The 15,665-nt window shown below is 73.5% G+C and carries 13 protein-coding genes; 6 read left to right on the top strand and 7 right to left on the bottom strand.

The window, feature by feature from the left end:
* Positions 1-38 precede the first annotated feature (38 nt).
* Positions 39-596 (top strand): flavin reductase family protein, encoded by a 558-nt coding sequence (locus FBY23_RS05735; protein ID WP_141797266.1) that lies wholly within the window; start codon positions 39-41, stop codon positions 594-596.
* A 43-nt stretch (positions 597-639) separates the two neighbouring features.
* Complete coding sequence (locus FBY23_RS05730; protein ID WP_222117738.1) at positions 640-1,521, top strand: IclR family transcriptional regulator; 882 nt, start codon at positions 640-642, stop codon at positions 1,519-1,521.
* Positions 1,522-1,722: 201 nt separating this feature from the next.
* Here FBY23_RS05730 and FBY23_RS05725 read toward each other — a convergent pair whose 3' ends face one another.
* Positions 1,723-2,856, bottom strand: coding sequence for an acyl-CoA dehydrogenase family protein (locus FBY23_RS05725; protein ID WP_141797265.1), 1,134 nt, complete (start codon positions 2,854-2,856; stop codon positions 1,723-1,725).
* A gap of 49 nt (positions 2,857-2,905) precedes the next feature.
* Here FBY23_RS05725 and FBY23_RS05720 point away from each other — a divergent pair, with 49 nt between their 5' ends.
* A complete protein-coding gene (locus tag FBY23_RS05720) occupies positions 2,906-3,955 on the top strand; it encodes a hypothetical protein (RefSeq protein ID WP_141797264.1) in 1,050 nt (349 codons plus the stop codon).
* Positions 3,956-4,185: 230 nt separating this feature from the next.
* On the opposite strand, the gene FBY23_RS05715 is transcribed toward FBY23_RS05720, so the two are convergent.
* Positions 4,186-4,956, bottom strand: a complete 771-nt coding sequence (locus FBY23_RS05715) for a tyrosine-protein phosphatase (protein ID WP_160158169.1) — start codon at positions 4,954-4,956, stop codon at positions 4,186-4,188.
* Between the two features lie 152 nt (positions 4,957-5,108).
* Between FBY23_RS05715 and FBY23_RS05710 the strand changes: the two genes are divergently transcribed.
* Positions 5,109-5,735 (top strand): MarR family transcriptional regulator, encoded by a 627-nt coding sequence (locus FBY23_RS05710; RefSeq protein ID WP_141797262.1) that lies wholly within the window; start codon positions 5,109-5,111, stop codon positions 5,733-5,735.
* Positions 5,735-7,222: an FAD-dependent oxidoreductase gene (locus tag FBY23_RS05705; RefSeq protein ID WP_141797261.1), complete on the top strand. Its 1,488-nt coding sequence runs from the start codon at positions 5,735-5,737 to the stop codon at positions 7,220-7,222. The genes FBY23_RS05710 and FBY23_RS05705 overlap by 1 nt, the downstream gene beginning before the upstream one ends.
* Here FBY23_RS05705 and FBY23_RS05700 read toward each other — a convergent pair whose 3' ends face one another.
* From FBY23_RS05700 to FBY23_RS05685, 4 genes are read right to left on the bottom strand one after another with little or no spacing between them, the layout of a single operon-like run.
* The gene (locus FBY23_RS05700) at positions 7,223-8,041 is read right to left on the bottom strand and encodes an SDR family NAD(P)-dependent oxidoreductase (RefSeq protein WP_222117737.1); all 819 of its coding nucleotides are present in this window, start codon (positions 8,039-8,041) and stop codon (positions 7,223-7,225) included.
* Positions 8,038-9,486: a pyruvate, phosphate dikinase gene (locus FBY23_RS05695; RefSeq protein WP_141797260.1), complete on the bottom strand. Its 1,449-nt coding sequence runs from the start codon at positions 9,484-9,486 to the stop codon at positions 8,038-8,040. The genes FBY23_RS05700 and FBY23_RS05695 overlap by 4 nt, the downstream gene beginning before the upstream one ends.
* Positions 9,486-10,235 carry a glucose 1-dehydrogenase gene (locus FBY23_RS05690; RefSeq protein ID WP_141797259.1) on the bottom strand — a complete coding sequence of 250 codons (750 nt, stop codon included), beginning with the start codon at positions 10,233-10,235 and terminating at the stop codon, positions 9,486-9,488. The genes FBY23_RS05695 and FBY23_RS05690 overlap by 1 nt, the downstream gene beginning before the upstream one ends.
* A 29-nt stretch (positions 10,236-10,264) precedes the next feature.
* Positions 10,265-11,935, bottom strand: a complete 1,671-nt coding sequence (locus tag FBY23_RS05685; protein WP_141797258.1) for an FAD-dependent oxidoreductase — start codon at positions 11,933-11,935, stop codon at positions 10,265-10,267.
* 280 nt (positions 11,936-12,215) lie between these two features.
* Here FBY23_RS05685 and FBY23_RS05680 point away from each other — a divergent pair, with 280 nt between their 5' ends.
* The gene (locus tag FBY23_RS05680) at positions 12,216-14,573 is read left to right on the top strand and encodes a PEP-utilizing enzyme (protein ID WP_141797257.1); all 2,358 of its coding nucleotides are present in this window, start codon (positions 12,216-12,218) and stop codon (positions 14,571-14,573) included.
* A 247-nt stretch (positions 14,574-14,820) separates the two neighbouring features.
* Here the strand turns inward: FBY23_RS05680 and FBY23_RS05675 are convergent, their stop codons facing one another.
* Positions 14,821-15,639: an SDR family oxidoreductase gene (locus FBY23_RS05675; protein ID WP_141797256.1), complete on the bottom strand. Its 819-nt coding sequence runs from the start codon at positions 15,637-15,639 to the stop codon at positions 14,821-14,823.
* Between the last annotated feature and the right edge of the window lie 26 nt (positions 15,640-15,665).

The following is a 15,665-nucleotide window of genomic DNA, read 5'->3' as shown; positions in this document are numbered from 1 at the left end:
AGTGTTACGAATCGGAACATTCCTTACCGTCCGATGTCATGAGCGCCCTCGCCTTCTCCCCGACCCCGCGGCCCGCCGAGGTGCTGGAGCCGACTCCTGACGTGATGCGGCGCGCGATGGGCGCCTTCCCGAGCGGGGTCACCGTGGTCACCGCCGTCCACGACGACGAGCCGGTCGGCTTCACCTGCCAGTCGTTCGCGTCCCTCTCGCTGGAGCCGCCGCTGGTGCTGTTCTGCGCGACCCGCGAGGGGCGCGCATGGGCCCGGATCCGGTCGGCCGAGGCCTTCTGCGTCAACGTGCTCGCCGAGGAGCAGGTCGACCTGTGCCAGCGCTTCGGCTCGCGCACCGGGCTGCGCTTCGAGGGGCTCGACTGGACCGCGCCGCACGGCGCCCCGGCGCTGCCCGGTGCCGTGCTCCGGGTGCACGCGACGCTCGAGACCGTGCACGTCGCCGGGGACCACGACATCGCGATCGGGCGGGTCCAGGGCCTCGAGCTCGACGCCGCTCCGCCGCTGGTCTTCCATCGCGGCCGGTTCGGTCTGGACGCACCCAAGGCGGGCTTCGCGCACTGGGGCGAGCAGGACTTCTGGAGCTGATCGTGGCCTCGGGCCGTCGTACGGCGGGCCTATCATGAGCCGCATGGCGAGTGCCGCGGCGAAGAAGAAGGCGGACGGGGAGAGCTCCGACCCGCCGGTGTCGATGGTCGCGCGGATCGCCCTGATCATGCGGGTCTTCGACGAGCCCGGCGCGCGGTTCCGGCTCGACGACATCGCCACCCGCACCGGCCTACCGCGCTCGACGGTCCACCGGATCCTCGACCAGCTGCTCGTCACCGGCTGGATCCAGCGCCGCCCCGACGGCTACTCGCTGTCCGCCGGCGCCTCGACCGCCCGGCACTCGCCGTCCGAGCATCCCGAGCTGCGCTCCGTCGCCGCGCCGGTCCTCAACCGGCTGCACCTCGACACCGGCCTGGTCGTGCACCTCGGCGTCCTGATCGGCACCGACGTGCTGGTGCTCGACCGGATCGCCGGTCGCGCCGCGACGGCCGCCTCCGGCAACGTCGGTACGGCGTCCCGCGTCGGCGGCCGGGTCCCCGCCCACGCCACCGCCCTCGGCAAGGCGATCCTCGCCCAGCTCCCCGGCGAGGAGATCGACACGCTGTTCCGGCCCGGCCTGCCCAAGCGCAGCCCCCGCACCATCGACGACCTGCCCACCCTCCACCAGGAGCTCGGCCGGATCCGCGCCCGCCGCGGCCTCGCCTACGAGAACCAGGAGCTGGTCCTCGGCACCTCCGCCCTCGGCGCCGCCATCCGCGCCGACGGCCTGCTCGCCGCGATCTCGGTCGGCGGCGCCGTACCCCTGGAGAAGCTGGAGCGTCTCGGTCCGCTCATGCTCCGCGCCGCCGCCCACGTCACCCAGCGGCTCTCCGGACAGGACGAGGACGCCGAGCCGGTGCGGCCACAGTCGGACGGGGTGCTCGGACGGTTGCTGCGGACGCTGCCGGCCGACGGCTGGGTGTAGCCGAGCGCGGCGGGTCCTTCGCTGTAACACGCCGTCCACCCGACTACCTGGCAGTTGTCAGCAGGTACCGCCGCGTGTCGGCGGCGTGTCGTGCTGACAAGCGGCGACCAGTGAGGTGGACAACGTGTTACAACCCGACCGGGCGCAGACAATGCACCCGGCCCGCGGCGGCTGCGCATGCCGGGGACCGACGCCCCGCCCTCACCACCACCGGTCGCCGACGTCGAGCCCGTAGGCCCAGCGACCGAAGATCGACAGCGTCTGGTCGACGGAGTTGGCGGCGTTGGTGGCGGCGACCTGGGCGTCGCGCCAGGCGCGCTGGAGCGGGTGGCGGCGCTCCCAGGCCTCGGGGCCGGCGGCGTCGAGGAAGGCGCCGATGGCGCGGACGGCGCGCTCGGCGGCGAGGGACTGGTCGCGGCGGGCGCGGACGGCGCTCTCGGTGTCGGGCGGCTCGTTGCGTTCGGCGCGTTGGAGCAGGCGCTCGAGGTGGCCGGTGAGCTGGCGCCAGGCGACGTGGAGGTCGGTGGCGGCGCGGGCGACGCTCGGGGAGGCGGCGGCCTCGGGGCGGTCGGCGAGCAGGGCCTCGTAGGCACCTTCTGCGGCACCGATCACGGGGACGGCGACGGCGTGGGTGTGGATGACGCTGTAGGGCATCCGGAACAGCGGCGCCAGGTTGCCCGCCCAGGCCGGGTCCTCCTGGAGGATCCGCTCGCGCGACCCGAAGGTGCGGTAGGACGGCACGAACGCGTTCTCGACGACCACCCCATCAGCGCCGACGGCGCGCAGGCCGGTCGGGTCCCAGCGCTCCTCGATGCGGAAGTCGGTAGCCGGGACCAGGGTGCCGACGAAGTCGACCGGCTCGCCCTTCTCGTCGAGCAGCAGCGCACCGAGCACCGCCCATGACGCGTGGTGGATGCCGGTCGACGTACGCCATCGTCCGGTGAGCCGGAACCCGCCGTCGGTGGGGGTGAGCTGCCCGTCGGGGGTGTACGACGACGCGAGCCGGGCGCGCGGGTCGGCACCCCAGACCTCGGCCTGGGCGCGGTCGTCGAAGAGCGCGAGGTGCCACTCGTGGGCGCCCAGGATGGAGGCGACGAAGCCGGTCGAGGGGCAGGAGCGCGAGAGCAGGCGGACAGCGCGGAAGAAGCTGACCGGGTCGGCCTCGAGGCCGCCATAGGCCGCGGGCCGGAGCATCCGGAACAGGCCGATCCCGGTGAGCCTCTCGACGACCGCACTGTCGACCGCGCCGTTGATCTCGACGGCCGCTGCGTCGCGGGCCAGGTCGGGAAGCATGGCCCGCACCCCGGCGATGACCGCGTCGGTCGCCTCGCTCACCGTTCCCCTTCCGTCACGACTAGTGTCGACCTGAACACTAGGAGGACCCTTGCACACCCACACCGCGCTCCGCGACCGTGTCGAGGACCTGGTCCCCCGCATCCGCGAGGAGGCCGCCCGCACCGAGGCGGAGCGCCGGATCCCGACCGAGGTGCTGGCCGCGCTGCTCGACGCGGGGGCGTTCGCGCTGGTGCCGGCCGGCGAGCGCGGCGACCGCGAGGCGGAGCTGGTCGAGCTGGTCCGGACGGTGTCCGCGGCGTGCGGCTCGACGGGCTGGGTGACCGCCGCCGGGGGCGCGGTGCCGTGGCTGCTCGACCTCTTCCCGCAGGCCGCGTGGGACCGGCTGCGGGACGAGGCCGGCGACCCACTGGTCGCGTTCAGTCCCGAGCCCGCGGGCCGCCTGGTGGGGCCCGAGGACGAGCTGGTCCTCAACGGCCGGTGGACCGCGGTGACCGGTGCGGCCAATGCCTCCTGGCTGCTGCTCGGCGTACGACGCCACGAGGTGCCCGGCGAGCCCGGGCGCGCCGGCCTTGCCCTGGTCCCCATCGAGGACTGCGAGCTCTCCGACCCGGTCGACACCGTCGGCCTGACGGCGTCGGGCGCCCAGGACGTGCGGGTCCGCGGGGCGGTGATCCCGGTCGGCTCGTGGGCCGACGCCGAGCACCGCGGTGCCGACCTGCGGGCGATCGGCACCATCGCCGCGATGGCGCTGGTCGGCTCGGCCGCGGGTGCGCTCGTCACCCACCTCGACCAGTCCCGGCGGAGGCTCGCGCTGTCCCACGGCGGCGAGGACGTCACGGCGCTCGACCTCTCCCCCGCCCGGATCGCCCGCGCCGCCTCGCTCGTCGACGGCGCCGCGCTCGTGCTGCGCGAGCAGGCCACCGGCCACCACGACCCCGACGACCAGCCGCGCGATCCCTTCGAGGACCAGCTGTACGCCGTCGACCGGGCCGTCGAGGCGACCGCCCTGGTCTTCGCCAGCCTGCGCGCCCACGCGCTCGACAACGGCGACCCGGTCGCGCGGTTGTGGCGCGACGTGAGGGTCGGCGGCTACCACGCGCGCGCGCTGATCGGCCGGCTGCGCGCGCTCGGGGGTTGAGTTGCCGCGTTCACACCGTTGAGTTGCCCCATCCTCGTGGTCGAGTTGCCGCCTTCTCACCGTTGAGTTGCCGATCTCAACGGTGAGAAGGCGGCAACTCAACGGTCAGGACGCGGCAACTCAACGGTGTGAACGCGGCAACTCAACGGTGTGGACGGGGCAACTCAACGGTGTGGACGGGGCAACTCAACGGTGTGGACGGGGCAACTCAACGGTGAGGATGGGGCAACTCAACGAGAACCGGTGCCGCCCACCAGCGCGAGCCGCAGCGCCGCCAGCTCGGTCTCGGTGAGGCCGTGGCGGAGCAGGAACTCCGCGCCGCCGCCGTACGTCGCGCGCAGCGCGTCCACGAAGGACCCGATGGCGGTGCCGTCGACGGCGAAGACGCCCTGGCCGACGTTGGGGAGGTTCTTGTAGGCGGGGATGCGGATCAACCGCGCACGCACCTGGCCCGCGCGCTCGGAGGTGAGCGCGTAGTCGGCGGCGATGTCGTGGGAGGAGACGCCCACGGCGTCGAGCAGCACGGCGGCGATGACGCCGGTGCGGTCCTTGCCGGCGGCGCAGTGGAAGACCACGGCGTGCTGCTCGGGGTCGCCGATGATCCGGGCGGCCTCGACGAAGGACTCGGTGCTGCCGGCGAGCAGCTGCCAGTAGAGCGCGCCGAGATCGGCGCTGGTGCCGGACGGGACGACCACGTCGAGCAGGGTCGCGTCGGCCTTCTTCACCGGGAGGTTCACCACGCGCACGCCCGCGTTGCCGAGGAGCCCGTGGCCCTCGCGGGCGGCCTCGTCGGGCAGGCGCAGGTCGATGATCGTCCGCAGCCGGCGTACGTCGACCAGCTCGGTCACGTCGGCGGCACAGATCTCCTGCAGGGTGCTGGCCCGGAACGCCACGCCCGAGCGCGTGCAGCCGCCGCCCGCGACGGGGAGGCCGCCGAGGTCGCGGATGTTGTCGACCTCTGCCAGGTCGAGCCACCGGGTGGCCTCGCTCACCGTGCCCACAACTGCCTCCGTCTTGATCGGGATGACGACGTTGTCACGATCCCGGCAGCGACCGGCTCGGCGCGTACTCGTCCCGCTGATCGGGAGCGACGGCCCTCACACCGCGCGATCAGGTGAACCTCGGGTGAACCGAACGAGACGAGGAGATCGAGATGTCCGTTGCCGAGCCCACCCTGCTCAGCGTGCTGCGCGTCGTCGAGCTGAAGGGCCGGGTCCGCGAGGCCGACGTGGCCACGCCCCTGGGGATCACCCCCGAGGCGGCTGGCGCCCTGCTGACGGATCTCGCGGCCGCGGGCGAGCTGGTCAAGGCCGGCGCCGGCTTCCGGCTCGCCGACCCCGGCCGCGACCGCCTGGCCGAGCTGCTCGCCGCCGACGCGGCGAGTGTCGACCAGCCCTCCCTCGCCTCGGCGTACGACGACTTCTGCGTCGTCAACTCCGACCTCAAGACCATCGTGACCGCGTGGCAGCTCAGGGCCGACGGCACGCCGAACGACCACACCGACGCGGCGTACGACGCCGAGGTGCTCGCGCGCCTCGCCGACCTGCACGCCCGGGTTCTCCCGCTCGTCGAGCGGCTCGCGCAGGTCGCGCCGCGCCTGGCCCGCTATCCCCAGCGCCTGCAGCACGCGCAGGACCGACTGGCCGAGGGCGACACCACCTGGGTGGCGCGCCCGATCCTCGACAGCTACCACACGGTGTGGTTCGAGCTCCACGAGGACCTGATCCAGCTCAGCGGCCGTACCCGGCTCGAAGAGGCGGTCGCGGGCCGGGCGCACTGATGGGCGACCTCGCGGCCGACCTCGTGGCCGATGTCGTCGTCCTCGGCCACGGCGCGGCCGGCTGCGCCGCGGCGATCGAGGCCCACGACGCGGGCGCCCGCGTGGTGCTCGTCGACAAGATGGCCGCCGGCCTCGAGGGTGGCAGCACCCGCGTGTCCGGTGGCGCGTGGTGGGAGCCGTCGAGCGCCGAGCGGGCCGCGGTCTACCTGCGCAGCCTGTGCGGCGAGCGCCGCGTCCCCGAGCCGGTCATCGCGGCATGGGCCGAGGAGTGCACCCGCACCACCGCGTGGATGCGGGACACCGTCGGCGCCGAGGTCGGCGCCGTCCCGGGCACCCTGGACCGCGGCATCGCCGGCACGGTCGTCGAGATCCCGCCGGAGTTCCCCGAGCTCGAGGGCAGCGACGCGGTCACCGGCTGGCGTGCCGTCGGCGGCGCGCTCGGCCGCTCCCGGCTGCTGACCGCACTCACCGAGGCACTCGCCCGCCGCGACATCACGGTGCTCCTCGGAACCCGTGCCGAGCGCCTCGTCCAGGACGCCGACGGCACGGTCGTCGGGGTCCAGGTCACCGACGCCGACGGCACCCGCCGCACCCTCCCTGCGGCGGGCGGCGTCGTGCTCGCGACCGGTGGCTTCGAGGGCGACGCCGGCATGGTCCGCGACTACCTCCGCTTCCCGGACACGCTGACCTGGGGCTCGCCGTACAACACCGGCGACGGGCACCGGATGGCCCAGAAGGCGGGCGCCGACCTGTGGCACATGGACAACATGACCAGCATCGAGGGCTTCCGCGTCCCGGGCTTCGAGAGCGGCTTCTACACGCGGTTCTCCTTCCGCAAGGGCTTCCTGTACGTCGATGGCGACGGTCGGCGCTGCGTCGACGAGCTGCCCCGGACCGGGCACGGCCAGGGCCTGGTGCACGGGGCCTACGAGCACGTCCCCGTCCGCAGCCTGCACGCCGTCTTCGACGAGGAGACCCGCCTGGCCGGGCCCGTCTCGCCCACCGCGGCGATGCTGCCGGTCGGCTGGAACGTGCTGGTCGAGGGCTACGAGTGGAGCTGGGACAACAGCGTCGAGGTCGAGAAGGGATGGCTGCACAAGGCCGACACGCTCGAGGAGCTCGCACCGCTGATCGGCGTCGACCCGGAGCTGCTGGTCGCATCGGTGGCCCGCTACAACGCGGCCTGCGCGGCCGGCTTCGACGAGCAGTTCGGCCGCGAGCCGTCGACCCTGGTCGCGCTCGGCGACGGTCCGTACTACGCGTTCACGTCGGCGCCGATGGTCGCCTGGAGCAACGGCGGCCCGCGCCGCAACGAGCACGCCGAGGTGCTCGACCCGTTCGGCGAGACCATCCCCGGCCTGTACGCCGCGGGCGGGGTCAGCACGACCTACAGCTGGTGCAAGGACGGCGGCATGCACATCGCCGACGCGCTGGCGTTCGGCCGGATCGCGGGTCGACGGGCGAGCGCCCGGGCGCTCGGCGCGTGATCAGCGCACGATCGCGGGGTTGACCGCGGGCGGTCCGCCCAGCATCGACCGGTGCGAGGGCGGCTGCCCGCCGTCGACGTCCGTCACGCCGAGCTCGACGGCGAGCTCCGCGTTGACGACGACCTGCCCGTTCCACCGCGCCCGGTCGGGGTGCTGCCACAGCGCCGCGATCACCCGGCCGGGAAGCTCCACGGACTCGGTGCGGGCAGCCAGGTCGCCGTACTTGTCGGGATCGGCCGCGAGCGCGGCGAGCGTCCGCTCGGTGCGCAGGATCCCCATCCACAGCGAGATCGCGGTGACGCCGTGGGGCTCCAGGTCGATCGCCATGTCGTGCGCCAGCCGGTCGACACCGGCCTTCGCGGCGCCGTACGCCGGACCGTGCATGTAGCACCCGCCGCCGAAGGACGAGGTGTTCACGAGCAGCCCGCGGGCCTCGATCAGCAGCGGCGCGGCGTACCAGCCGGCGGCGTACGTCGAGCGCAGGCCGACGTCGAACATCCGCTGGTGGTCCAGCGGCCGCTCCCAGAACGGCTGGTCCTCGCCGAGCCCGGACGGCAGCGCGATCGCGTTGTTGACGAGGACGTCGAGGCGCCCCTGTTCCTCCCCCACTCGGCTGAACAGGGCCGCCACGGCGTCGTCGTCCCCGTGGTCGCAGACCACACCGATCCCGTGGCCGCCGCGAGCGGTGACCTCCTCGGCGACGTCCGCGACCGAGGCCGAACGACCGGTCAGGTAGACGGTCGCGCCGAGGTCGCCGAGCGCCCGGGCGATGCCGCGGCCGGCGCCCCGCGAGGCACCGGTCACGACCGCGACACTCACCCGATCTCCGCCGCCCAGGCCTGGAGCCGGGCGAGGTAGGGGTTCTCCTCGGCGGCGACGGTCTCGATCCGGCCCTCCCAGACCTCGCCGGTCGCGCCGTCGACGGTGATCTCGCGACCCACCAGCGACTCGACCGTGCCGGCACCGCAGCCGACGACGCAGGGACGCGCGATCTCGCGGCTGACGACGGCGGCGTGCGAGGTCGCACCGCCGTACTCCGTCACGATGCCGTTGGCGGCGAGCATGCCGTGCAGGTCGTCGGGCGAGGTGGCGGAGCGGACCAGGATGACGTCCTCACCGGCCTCCGCGCGCTCCTCGGCCTCGTCGGGGTCGGCGACGGCGACGCCGTACGCCAGGCCGGGGCAGGCCGACTCGCCGGTCGCGACCGGCGTACCGGTCCCGGCGCCGGACGCGGCCTCGACGACCGCCTGCAGCTGCTCGGCGCTGACCCGGGCCACGGCCTCGGCCGGCGTGAGGACGCCCTCGTCGACCAGGTCGACCGCGATCCGTACGGCGGCCGCCGCCGTCCGCTTGGCCGCCCGGGTCTGCAGCAGCCACAGCCGCCCGCCCTCGACGGTGAACTCGATGTCCTGCACGTCGCGCCCGGACTCCTCCAGGGTCGCGGTCGCCTTCATCAGGTCGGCGTGCACGGACGGCATCTGCTCGGCGAGCGTCGCCAGCGCCTTCGGAGTGACCCGGCCGGACACGACGTCCTCGCCCTGGCCGCGGACGAGCCACTCGCCGAACGGGGCGGGGTCGCCGGTGCTCGGATCGCGCGAGAAGAGCACGCCGGTGCCGGAGTCGTCGTCGAGGTTGCCGAAGACCATCGCCTGCACGGTGACAGCGGTGCCGAGGTCGTCGGCGATCCCCCGCGTGCGGCGGTAGGTCCGGGCGCGGGCGGACTGCCACGAGCCGAAGACGGCCGCCACGGCCGCGCGCAGCTGGGCCCACGCGTCGTCGGGGACCGGGCCCTCGGCCACGGTCTCCTGGTACTGCCGCACGAAGCGCTCGCGGGTGTCGGCGACGTGCGCCTCGTCGCCGCTCTCGGCGACCAGTGCGGCCGCGGTCGCGTCGGTGAGGCCGAGGTTGAGGACGGTGTCCATCATCCCGGGCATGCTGACCGGCGCACCGCTGCGCACCGAGACGAGCAGCGGACGCTCGGTGCTCCCGAAGCGGCGGCCGGTCTCCTCCTCGAGGAAGGCGACGCCGCGTCGTACCTGCTCCCAGACGTCGTCGGGGAGCGCGCCGTCGGCGGCGTAGAAGGCCGCGCAGCAGCCGGTCGTCAGGGCCACGGCGGGCGGGACGGGCAGGCCGAGCGCACGCATCGCGTTGACGCTCCACGCCTTGCCGCCGATGGCGGCGCGGTCGAGCTCGCAGGTGCCGTCGAGACGGACGACGTCGGCACGGATGCCGGCAGCGATGGCCGGTCGGTCGATGGTCGCCATCATGAGAAGTACAGGCCGCTGGTGATGCCACCGTCGACGACGAACTCGCCGCCGGTCGAGTAGCTGGACAGGTCGGACAGCAGGAACGCCACGAGCGGCGAGACCTCCTCGGGCTGGCCCCAGCGGGGGATCGGGAACTTCGCGAACGCCGCACCCGCGGCGTCGCCGCCCTCGTGCTGGGTCATCGGGGTGGCGATGCCGCCGGGGTGGATCGAGTTGACCCGGATCCCGGCCGGGCCGAGCTCCTGGGCGGCGGCCTTGGTGAGGCCGCGGACCGCGAACTTGCTGGCCGTGTAGGCGGTCGTGAAGCCGGTGCCGAGCAGGCCGTTGATCGAGGAGATGTTGACGATCGATCCGCCGCCGGCGTCGGTGATCACCGGGGCGACCGCGCGCAGGCCGAGGAAGGAGCCGGTCACGTTGATGTCCATGATCCGCTGGAACGCCTCGGGCGTGGTGTCGGCGAGCGAGCCGAAGCTGAGCACGCCGGCGTTGTTGACCAGGCCGTGCACGGCGCCGAAGGCCTCCACGGCGGCCGCCACGATCGCGTCCCAGTCCGCCGCCGAGGTGACGTCGTGATGCACGAACACGGCGGCGTCGCCGAGCTCCTTGGCGAGGAGCTCACCGGCGTCGTCGATGACGTCGCCGATGACCACCTTCGCACCCTCGGCGACCAGGTGCCGGGCGTGCGAGGCCCCCATGCCGCGGGCTCCGCCCGTGATGATGATGACGCGTCCGTCCAGCGTTCCCATGGCTGTCTCTCCTTGTCCTGCCGGTGTTCTCAGTTGGTGGCGCCGGCGGCGTGCAGCGCGGCGAGGTAGCCGAAGACCATGGCGGGGCCGATGGTCGCGCCGGCACCGGCGTAGTCGTTGCCCATGACCGAGGCGGCCACGTTGCCCGTGGCGTAGAGGCCCACGACGGCATTGCCGTCGGCGTCGAGCACCTTGCCGACGCGGTCGGTCACCAGGCCGCCCTTGGTGCCGAGGTCGCCGGCCTCGATCCGCACGGCGTAGTACGGCGCGTTGTCGACCGCGCCGAGCACCGGGTTGGGCAGCGTCGGGTCGCCGTAGTAGCGGTCGTAGGCGCTCTCGCCGCGACCGAAGTCGGTGTCCTTGCCGCTGGCGACGATCTCGTTCCAGCGCCGCACGCTGGCGGTGAGGGTGGCGGCGTCCATGCCGGTCTGCCGCGCCAGCTCGTCGAGGGTTCCGGCCTTGTGGGCGGTGCCGGCGTCGTACCACTTCTGCGGCAGGTCGGCGCCCGGGACCGTGGCGCCGAACGGGTAGCGGCGTCGCGCGGTCTGGTCCATCACGAACCAGAGGTAGGGGTGCCCGTGGGCGATCTGGTCGTGCACGAAGGTGACGTACGGCGACGCCTCGTTGGTGAACCGCTCGCCCTCGGGCGACAGGATGACCGAGTTGGGGATCGAACGCTCGGAGACCAGCGAGTGCACGCGGCCGTCGGGCTTGCGCACCGCGGGCATCCACCAGGCGTCGTCCATCAGGTCGAGGGCGCCGCCGGCCGCGTGGCCGATCAGGATGCCGTCGCCGGTGTTGGTGTCGGCGCCGCCGGACACGCCGGCGCGGCCGACCTCGGGGAGGTACTCCTTGCGCATCGCCTCGTTGTGGTCGAACCCGCCGCTGGCGATGATCACGCCGCGTCGGGCCCGGATCCGGTACGGCGCACCGTCGCGCTCGACGACAGCGCCGACGACCGTGCCGTCCTCGTCGCGGACGAGGTCGAGCAGCGGGGTCTCCAGCCAGACCGGGACGCCGGCGTCGCGCAGCGAGATCCGCAGCCGGGCGACCAGCGCCAGGCCGAGCGAGACCATCTGGCGGCGGCGCAGCTTGTTGAGGGTGGCCTTCACGCCGAGCTTGAGCGCGCGCCACCGGCCGCGCCAGGTGCGGGTGACCATGTTGAGGTGCACGTAGTCGGCGGAGGTGATGATCAGGCCGCCGGGGATCTTCATCGCGCTGCCGCGCTGGGTGTAGGCGAGCTCGCCGAGCTTGTGCATGTCGAACGGCGGGCACTCGACGGAGCGACCCTCAGGACGTCCCCCCGGCGCCTCGGGGTGGTAGTCCGAGTAGCCGGGGCACCAGCTGAACTCGAGGTGCTCGGTCTGCTTCTCGAACATCCGGAACATCGCCGGACCGTGGTGCGCGTAGGCCTGGAGCCGGTCGCGGGCGATCGTGCCGTGGGTGATGTGCTCGAGGTACTCGACCACCCGCTCCTCGGGGTCGGTGATGCCCGCGCGCTCCAGGGTCGGGTTGTTCGGGACCCAGATGCCGCCTCCGGACAGGGCGGTGGTGCCGCCGTACGTCGCGGCCTTCTCGACGAGCAGCGTGTCGAGCCGGGACAGGGCGCCGGTGAGCGCGGCGGTCATGCCGCCCGCGCCCGCGCCGACCACGAGCAGGTCGACCTCGTGCTGCCAGGCCGTCGTGGTCGGGTCCGTCATCGTGTCCTCCTGGGGCGTGCTGCGGGGCTGCTCGGTCGTGGGGGGTGCGGTCCTAGACAACGGACCGGCGTGCGGCGGTGGGGCGCAAGTCCCGTTCAGCGAGAAGCGCGGTCGTCGGGCACGGCGGGGGCGGCCCGGACCGGGAGCCTGCGGCCCGCTCCGCTCCCGCTTCAGGAGTCTCCCGCTGAGTGGGACTCCGGGACGTGACCGGCCTCACGGGCCGGACGCTCCTCGTCTGGCTCCGGTACGAGGGGCCGGGGAACCACGAGGAGGAGAGTCCATGCGCGTCCTGATCACGGGAGTCGCCACCGAGGACGGGCGCGACGTCGCCCGCCTGCTGCTGGCCGCCGGCCACGAGGTCGTCGGAGTCGGGCAGCACCGCTACCTGGACCCGGGCGTCGTCGTGGTCGCCGACGTCGACGCCGCCGGTTCGGTCGATGTCGTCGTGCACCTCGCCGGTGGCCCGCTCCCCGTCGCGCCCGGCACCCGGATCGTGCTCCCCGTCCCGCTCGGCGAGAGCTCTGCTGCAGCGGCCGCGCTGTCGTCCGCAGGAGCCGAGGTCGTGGTGGTCGAGGTCGCCCCGGTCGCCGGTCGCCGTACCGACCGGGCGGCGCTGCAGACCCTCGCGGACCTGCTCGGCAGCGGCTCGGCCGCGCGGCAGGTCGTGCACCACGACGACCTGAACCGTGCTCTGGCGGCCGTCGCCGTCGATGGCGCTCCCGGCCCCTTCGTGCTCGCCGCGCCCGGCACCGTCAGCGGCTCCGAAGCGCGCAGGCTGCTTCAGGTCGCCGGCGTGAAGCCCGCCGTGCCCGGTGTCTCGGCCCGACCCGCCGCCCCGCTCGCCGAGAGCGCGGTGCCGGCCGGCTTCGGCTACGGCTGGACCGCCCGCGAGGCCGTCGAGGACCTCGCCCGCGGCCTGCGCGGCACCCGGATCACCAAGCGCGGCGCGGCGGTCGAGTCCGGGCGGTTCGGCCTGCCGACGTACGTCATCCCCAACAACCTGCCCGCCAGCGACGGCGGCTCGCTCGTGGCGGCGGCGTCGTCGGCCGAGTACCAGGGCGAGTTCGACACGCTGGTCGACCCGCGGCTCGCCGTACTGACGGCGACGAACACGTCCGAGGCGCTGCCCGGCCCGCTCACCCCGATGTCGCTGGACCTCCAGCTCGGTGCGCAGCGGATCTCCAACGAGGGCATGGGCCGGATGCTCGCCCTCGAGGGGGCGGCGCTGGAGCAGCAGACCAGCCTGGTGCTCGGCGTGCTCGGCCACTGCGTCTACATCAACGCCTCGGTCGGGGTGAACATCGTCGAGAACATGCCCGGCTGGGACGAGGCCACCGTCCGCAAGGACGTCTACGGCAACATCCCCGAGGAGGTCGTCTTCCGGCCCCAGGGCGGCCCGCCGATGCCGACCGGCCTCGCCAGCCGGATCGCCACCTTCACCGCGACCAGCCGGGTGATCGCCCGGGCGCGGAAGTTCAAGGAGGAGGCCGAGGCCGTGCACACCGCCGCGGCGGCCGAGAGCCTCACCGCCGAGCAGGTGGCCGCGTTGAGCGACGACCAGCTGCACACCCGCGCCCTGTTGTGGCGCGACCGTCTCGCCCACGCCTGGTCCGTCGCGTCGATCGGCGTGATGATGACCAGCGCCGCCGACGGGATCCACGAGCGGGGCAAGGAGCCCGAGCACGTCGCGGTCGACGTCGAGCTCCTCGAGTCGGCGCGCACCATGCTCGCCGTCGAGCGCCTCGCCGACGAGCTGCGCGGCGACGACCACCTGCTCAAGCTGGCCGGCGAGGGCGACGTCGAGGCGCTGCGCGCCGCCTCCCCGTCGTTCGCGGCCGCGCTCGACGCACAGCTCGCCGTCATGGGCCACCGCGGCCCCGGCGAGTGCGAGCTGGCGAACCCGTCCTTCTCCGACCGGCCGGCGCACCTGGTCGGCTCCGCCGCTGCGGCCGCCCTGCGGCCGGCTGCGTCGCGTGACGCGGCGCCGGTCATGAAGTCGCGCACCGGCAAGATGGCCGCCGGCGCGATCCTGGCCCGCGAGCGCGCCCGCGACGGCGTGGTCCGCTACACCCATGCCCTGCGGCTCGCCGTACGCGAGCGGGGTGGGCGGCTGGTCGCCGCGGGCCGGCTCTCGGCGGTGGACGACGCGTTCTACCTGACCCTGGACGAGCTGTTCGTCGACCCGGCCGGCCTCGAGGAGCGGGTCGCCCGGCGTCGTACCGAGCGGGTGCGGTTGCAGGGCATCCGGATGCCCGACGTCGTCGTCGGCACCTGGGCCCCCGAGGGCGTGCACGACGGCGTCGCGGTCGGCGACACCATCGGCGGCATCGGCGTCAGCGCGGGCACCGTCGAGGGCCGGGTCCGCGTCCTACGCACCCCCGACGACGACATCGAGCCCGACGAGGTCCTCGTCGCGTCCGTCACCGACGTGGGCCACACCGCGATGTTCGGGTACGCCGCCGCCGTCGTCACCGACATCGGTGGCGCCGCCTCCCACGCCGCGATCGTGGCCCGCGAGTTCGGCATCCCCTGCGTCGTGGACACCAAGCACGCCTCCACCAGCCTCACCGACGGGATGCTCGTCCGCGTCGACGGCGCCGCCGGCACGGTCGAGGTGCTGGAGGCCGCCCGCGGGTGAGCTCGCGAACCCGCGGTCAGCGGCCGAAGGTCGAGGAGCGCCGACGAGCTCGCGCCGCGGAGCAAGCAAGGTCGTGGCGCGTCACGAGACCAGGCGAGGTGATGCCGGGACTGTCTGCGGACGGTTCCGGCATCACCTCGCGTCGTCTCGTGACGGTTGCTGCGCAACCTCCTCGACGTCCGGAGCGAGAAGCCCCCGCACGCTCGATGCATCCGGGGGCTTCGTCGTACGACGGACGAGGGGGTGGCTACTTCACGTCCTTCTTGAACAGCGCGGTGATGACCTTCTGGTAGCCCGGGCCCATGACCCGCGGCAGGACCGCCATGAACTTGGCGTCGTTGCCGCACAGGATCTGCGCCTTGTCCTTGCGGATGCCCTTGATGATGATGTCGGCGCACTCCTCGACCGTCATCTTGGCGATCCGGTCGAAGTTCGCGGCGAGCTGGGCGACGTCGCGGTCGCCGCCGGCGCGGGCCTTCTTGGCGATGTCGGTGCGGATCGAGCCGGGGTGGACGCTGCTGACGCCCACCTTGTGCTCGTACATCCTCATCTCCTGGCGCAGCGAGTCCGTGAACGCGCGGACCGCGAACTTGGTGGCGTTGTAGCCGCTCTGCGTCGGGCAGGCGACCAGGCCGAACATGCTGGAGATGTTGGCGATGTGGCCGTCGCCGGAGGCGATGACGTGCGGCAGGAACGCCTTGGTGCCGTGTACGACGCCCCAGAAGTTGATGTTGACGATCCAGTCGAGGTCGTCCCAGCTGACCTCGTCGACGCTGGCGACCAGCGAGACACCGGCGTTGTTGATGACGACGTTGACCTTGCCGAAGTCGGCGACGACCTCGTCGGCGTGCTTGATGACCGCGTTGCGGTCGGTGACGTCGACCTCGTACGCGCGGGCCTCGGCGCCGGCCTTGCGGCACAGCTCGGCGGTCTCCTCGACGTTGGCGATGCTGCGTCCGGACACAGCCAGCCGGGCACCCTCGCGGGCGAGCTGGACCGCGAGCTCGCGGCCGATGCCGGCGCCGGCGCCGGTGATGACGACGACCTTGCCGTTGAAGTCCTTCATGGGTGTCTCTCCTTGTCGGTGCGCTC

Origin of the sequence: Nocardioides sp. SLBN-35, assembly GCF_006715725.1 — a bacterium.
GTDB lineage: Bacteria > Actinomycetota > Actinomycetes > Propionibacteriales > Nocardioidaceae > Nocardioides.
The sequence above is the reverse complement of the archived record's forward strand: the minus strand, read 5'-3'. Positions and strand labels throughout refer to the sequence as shown.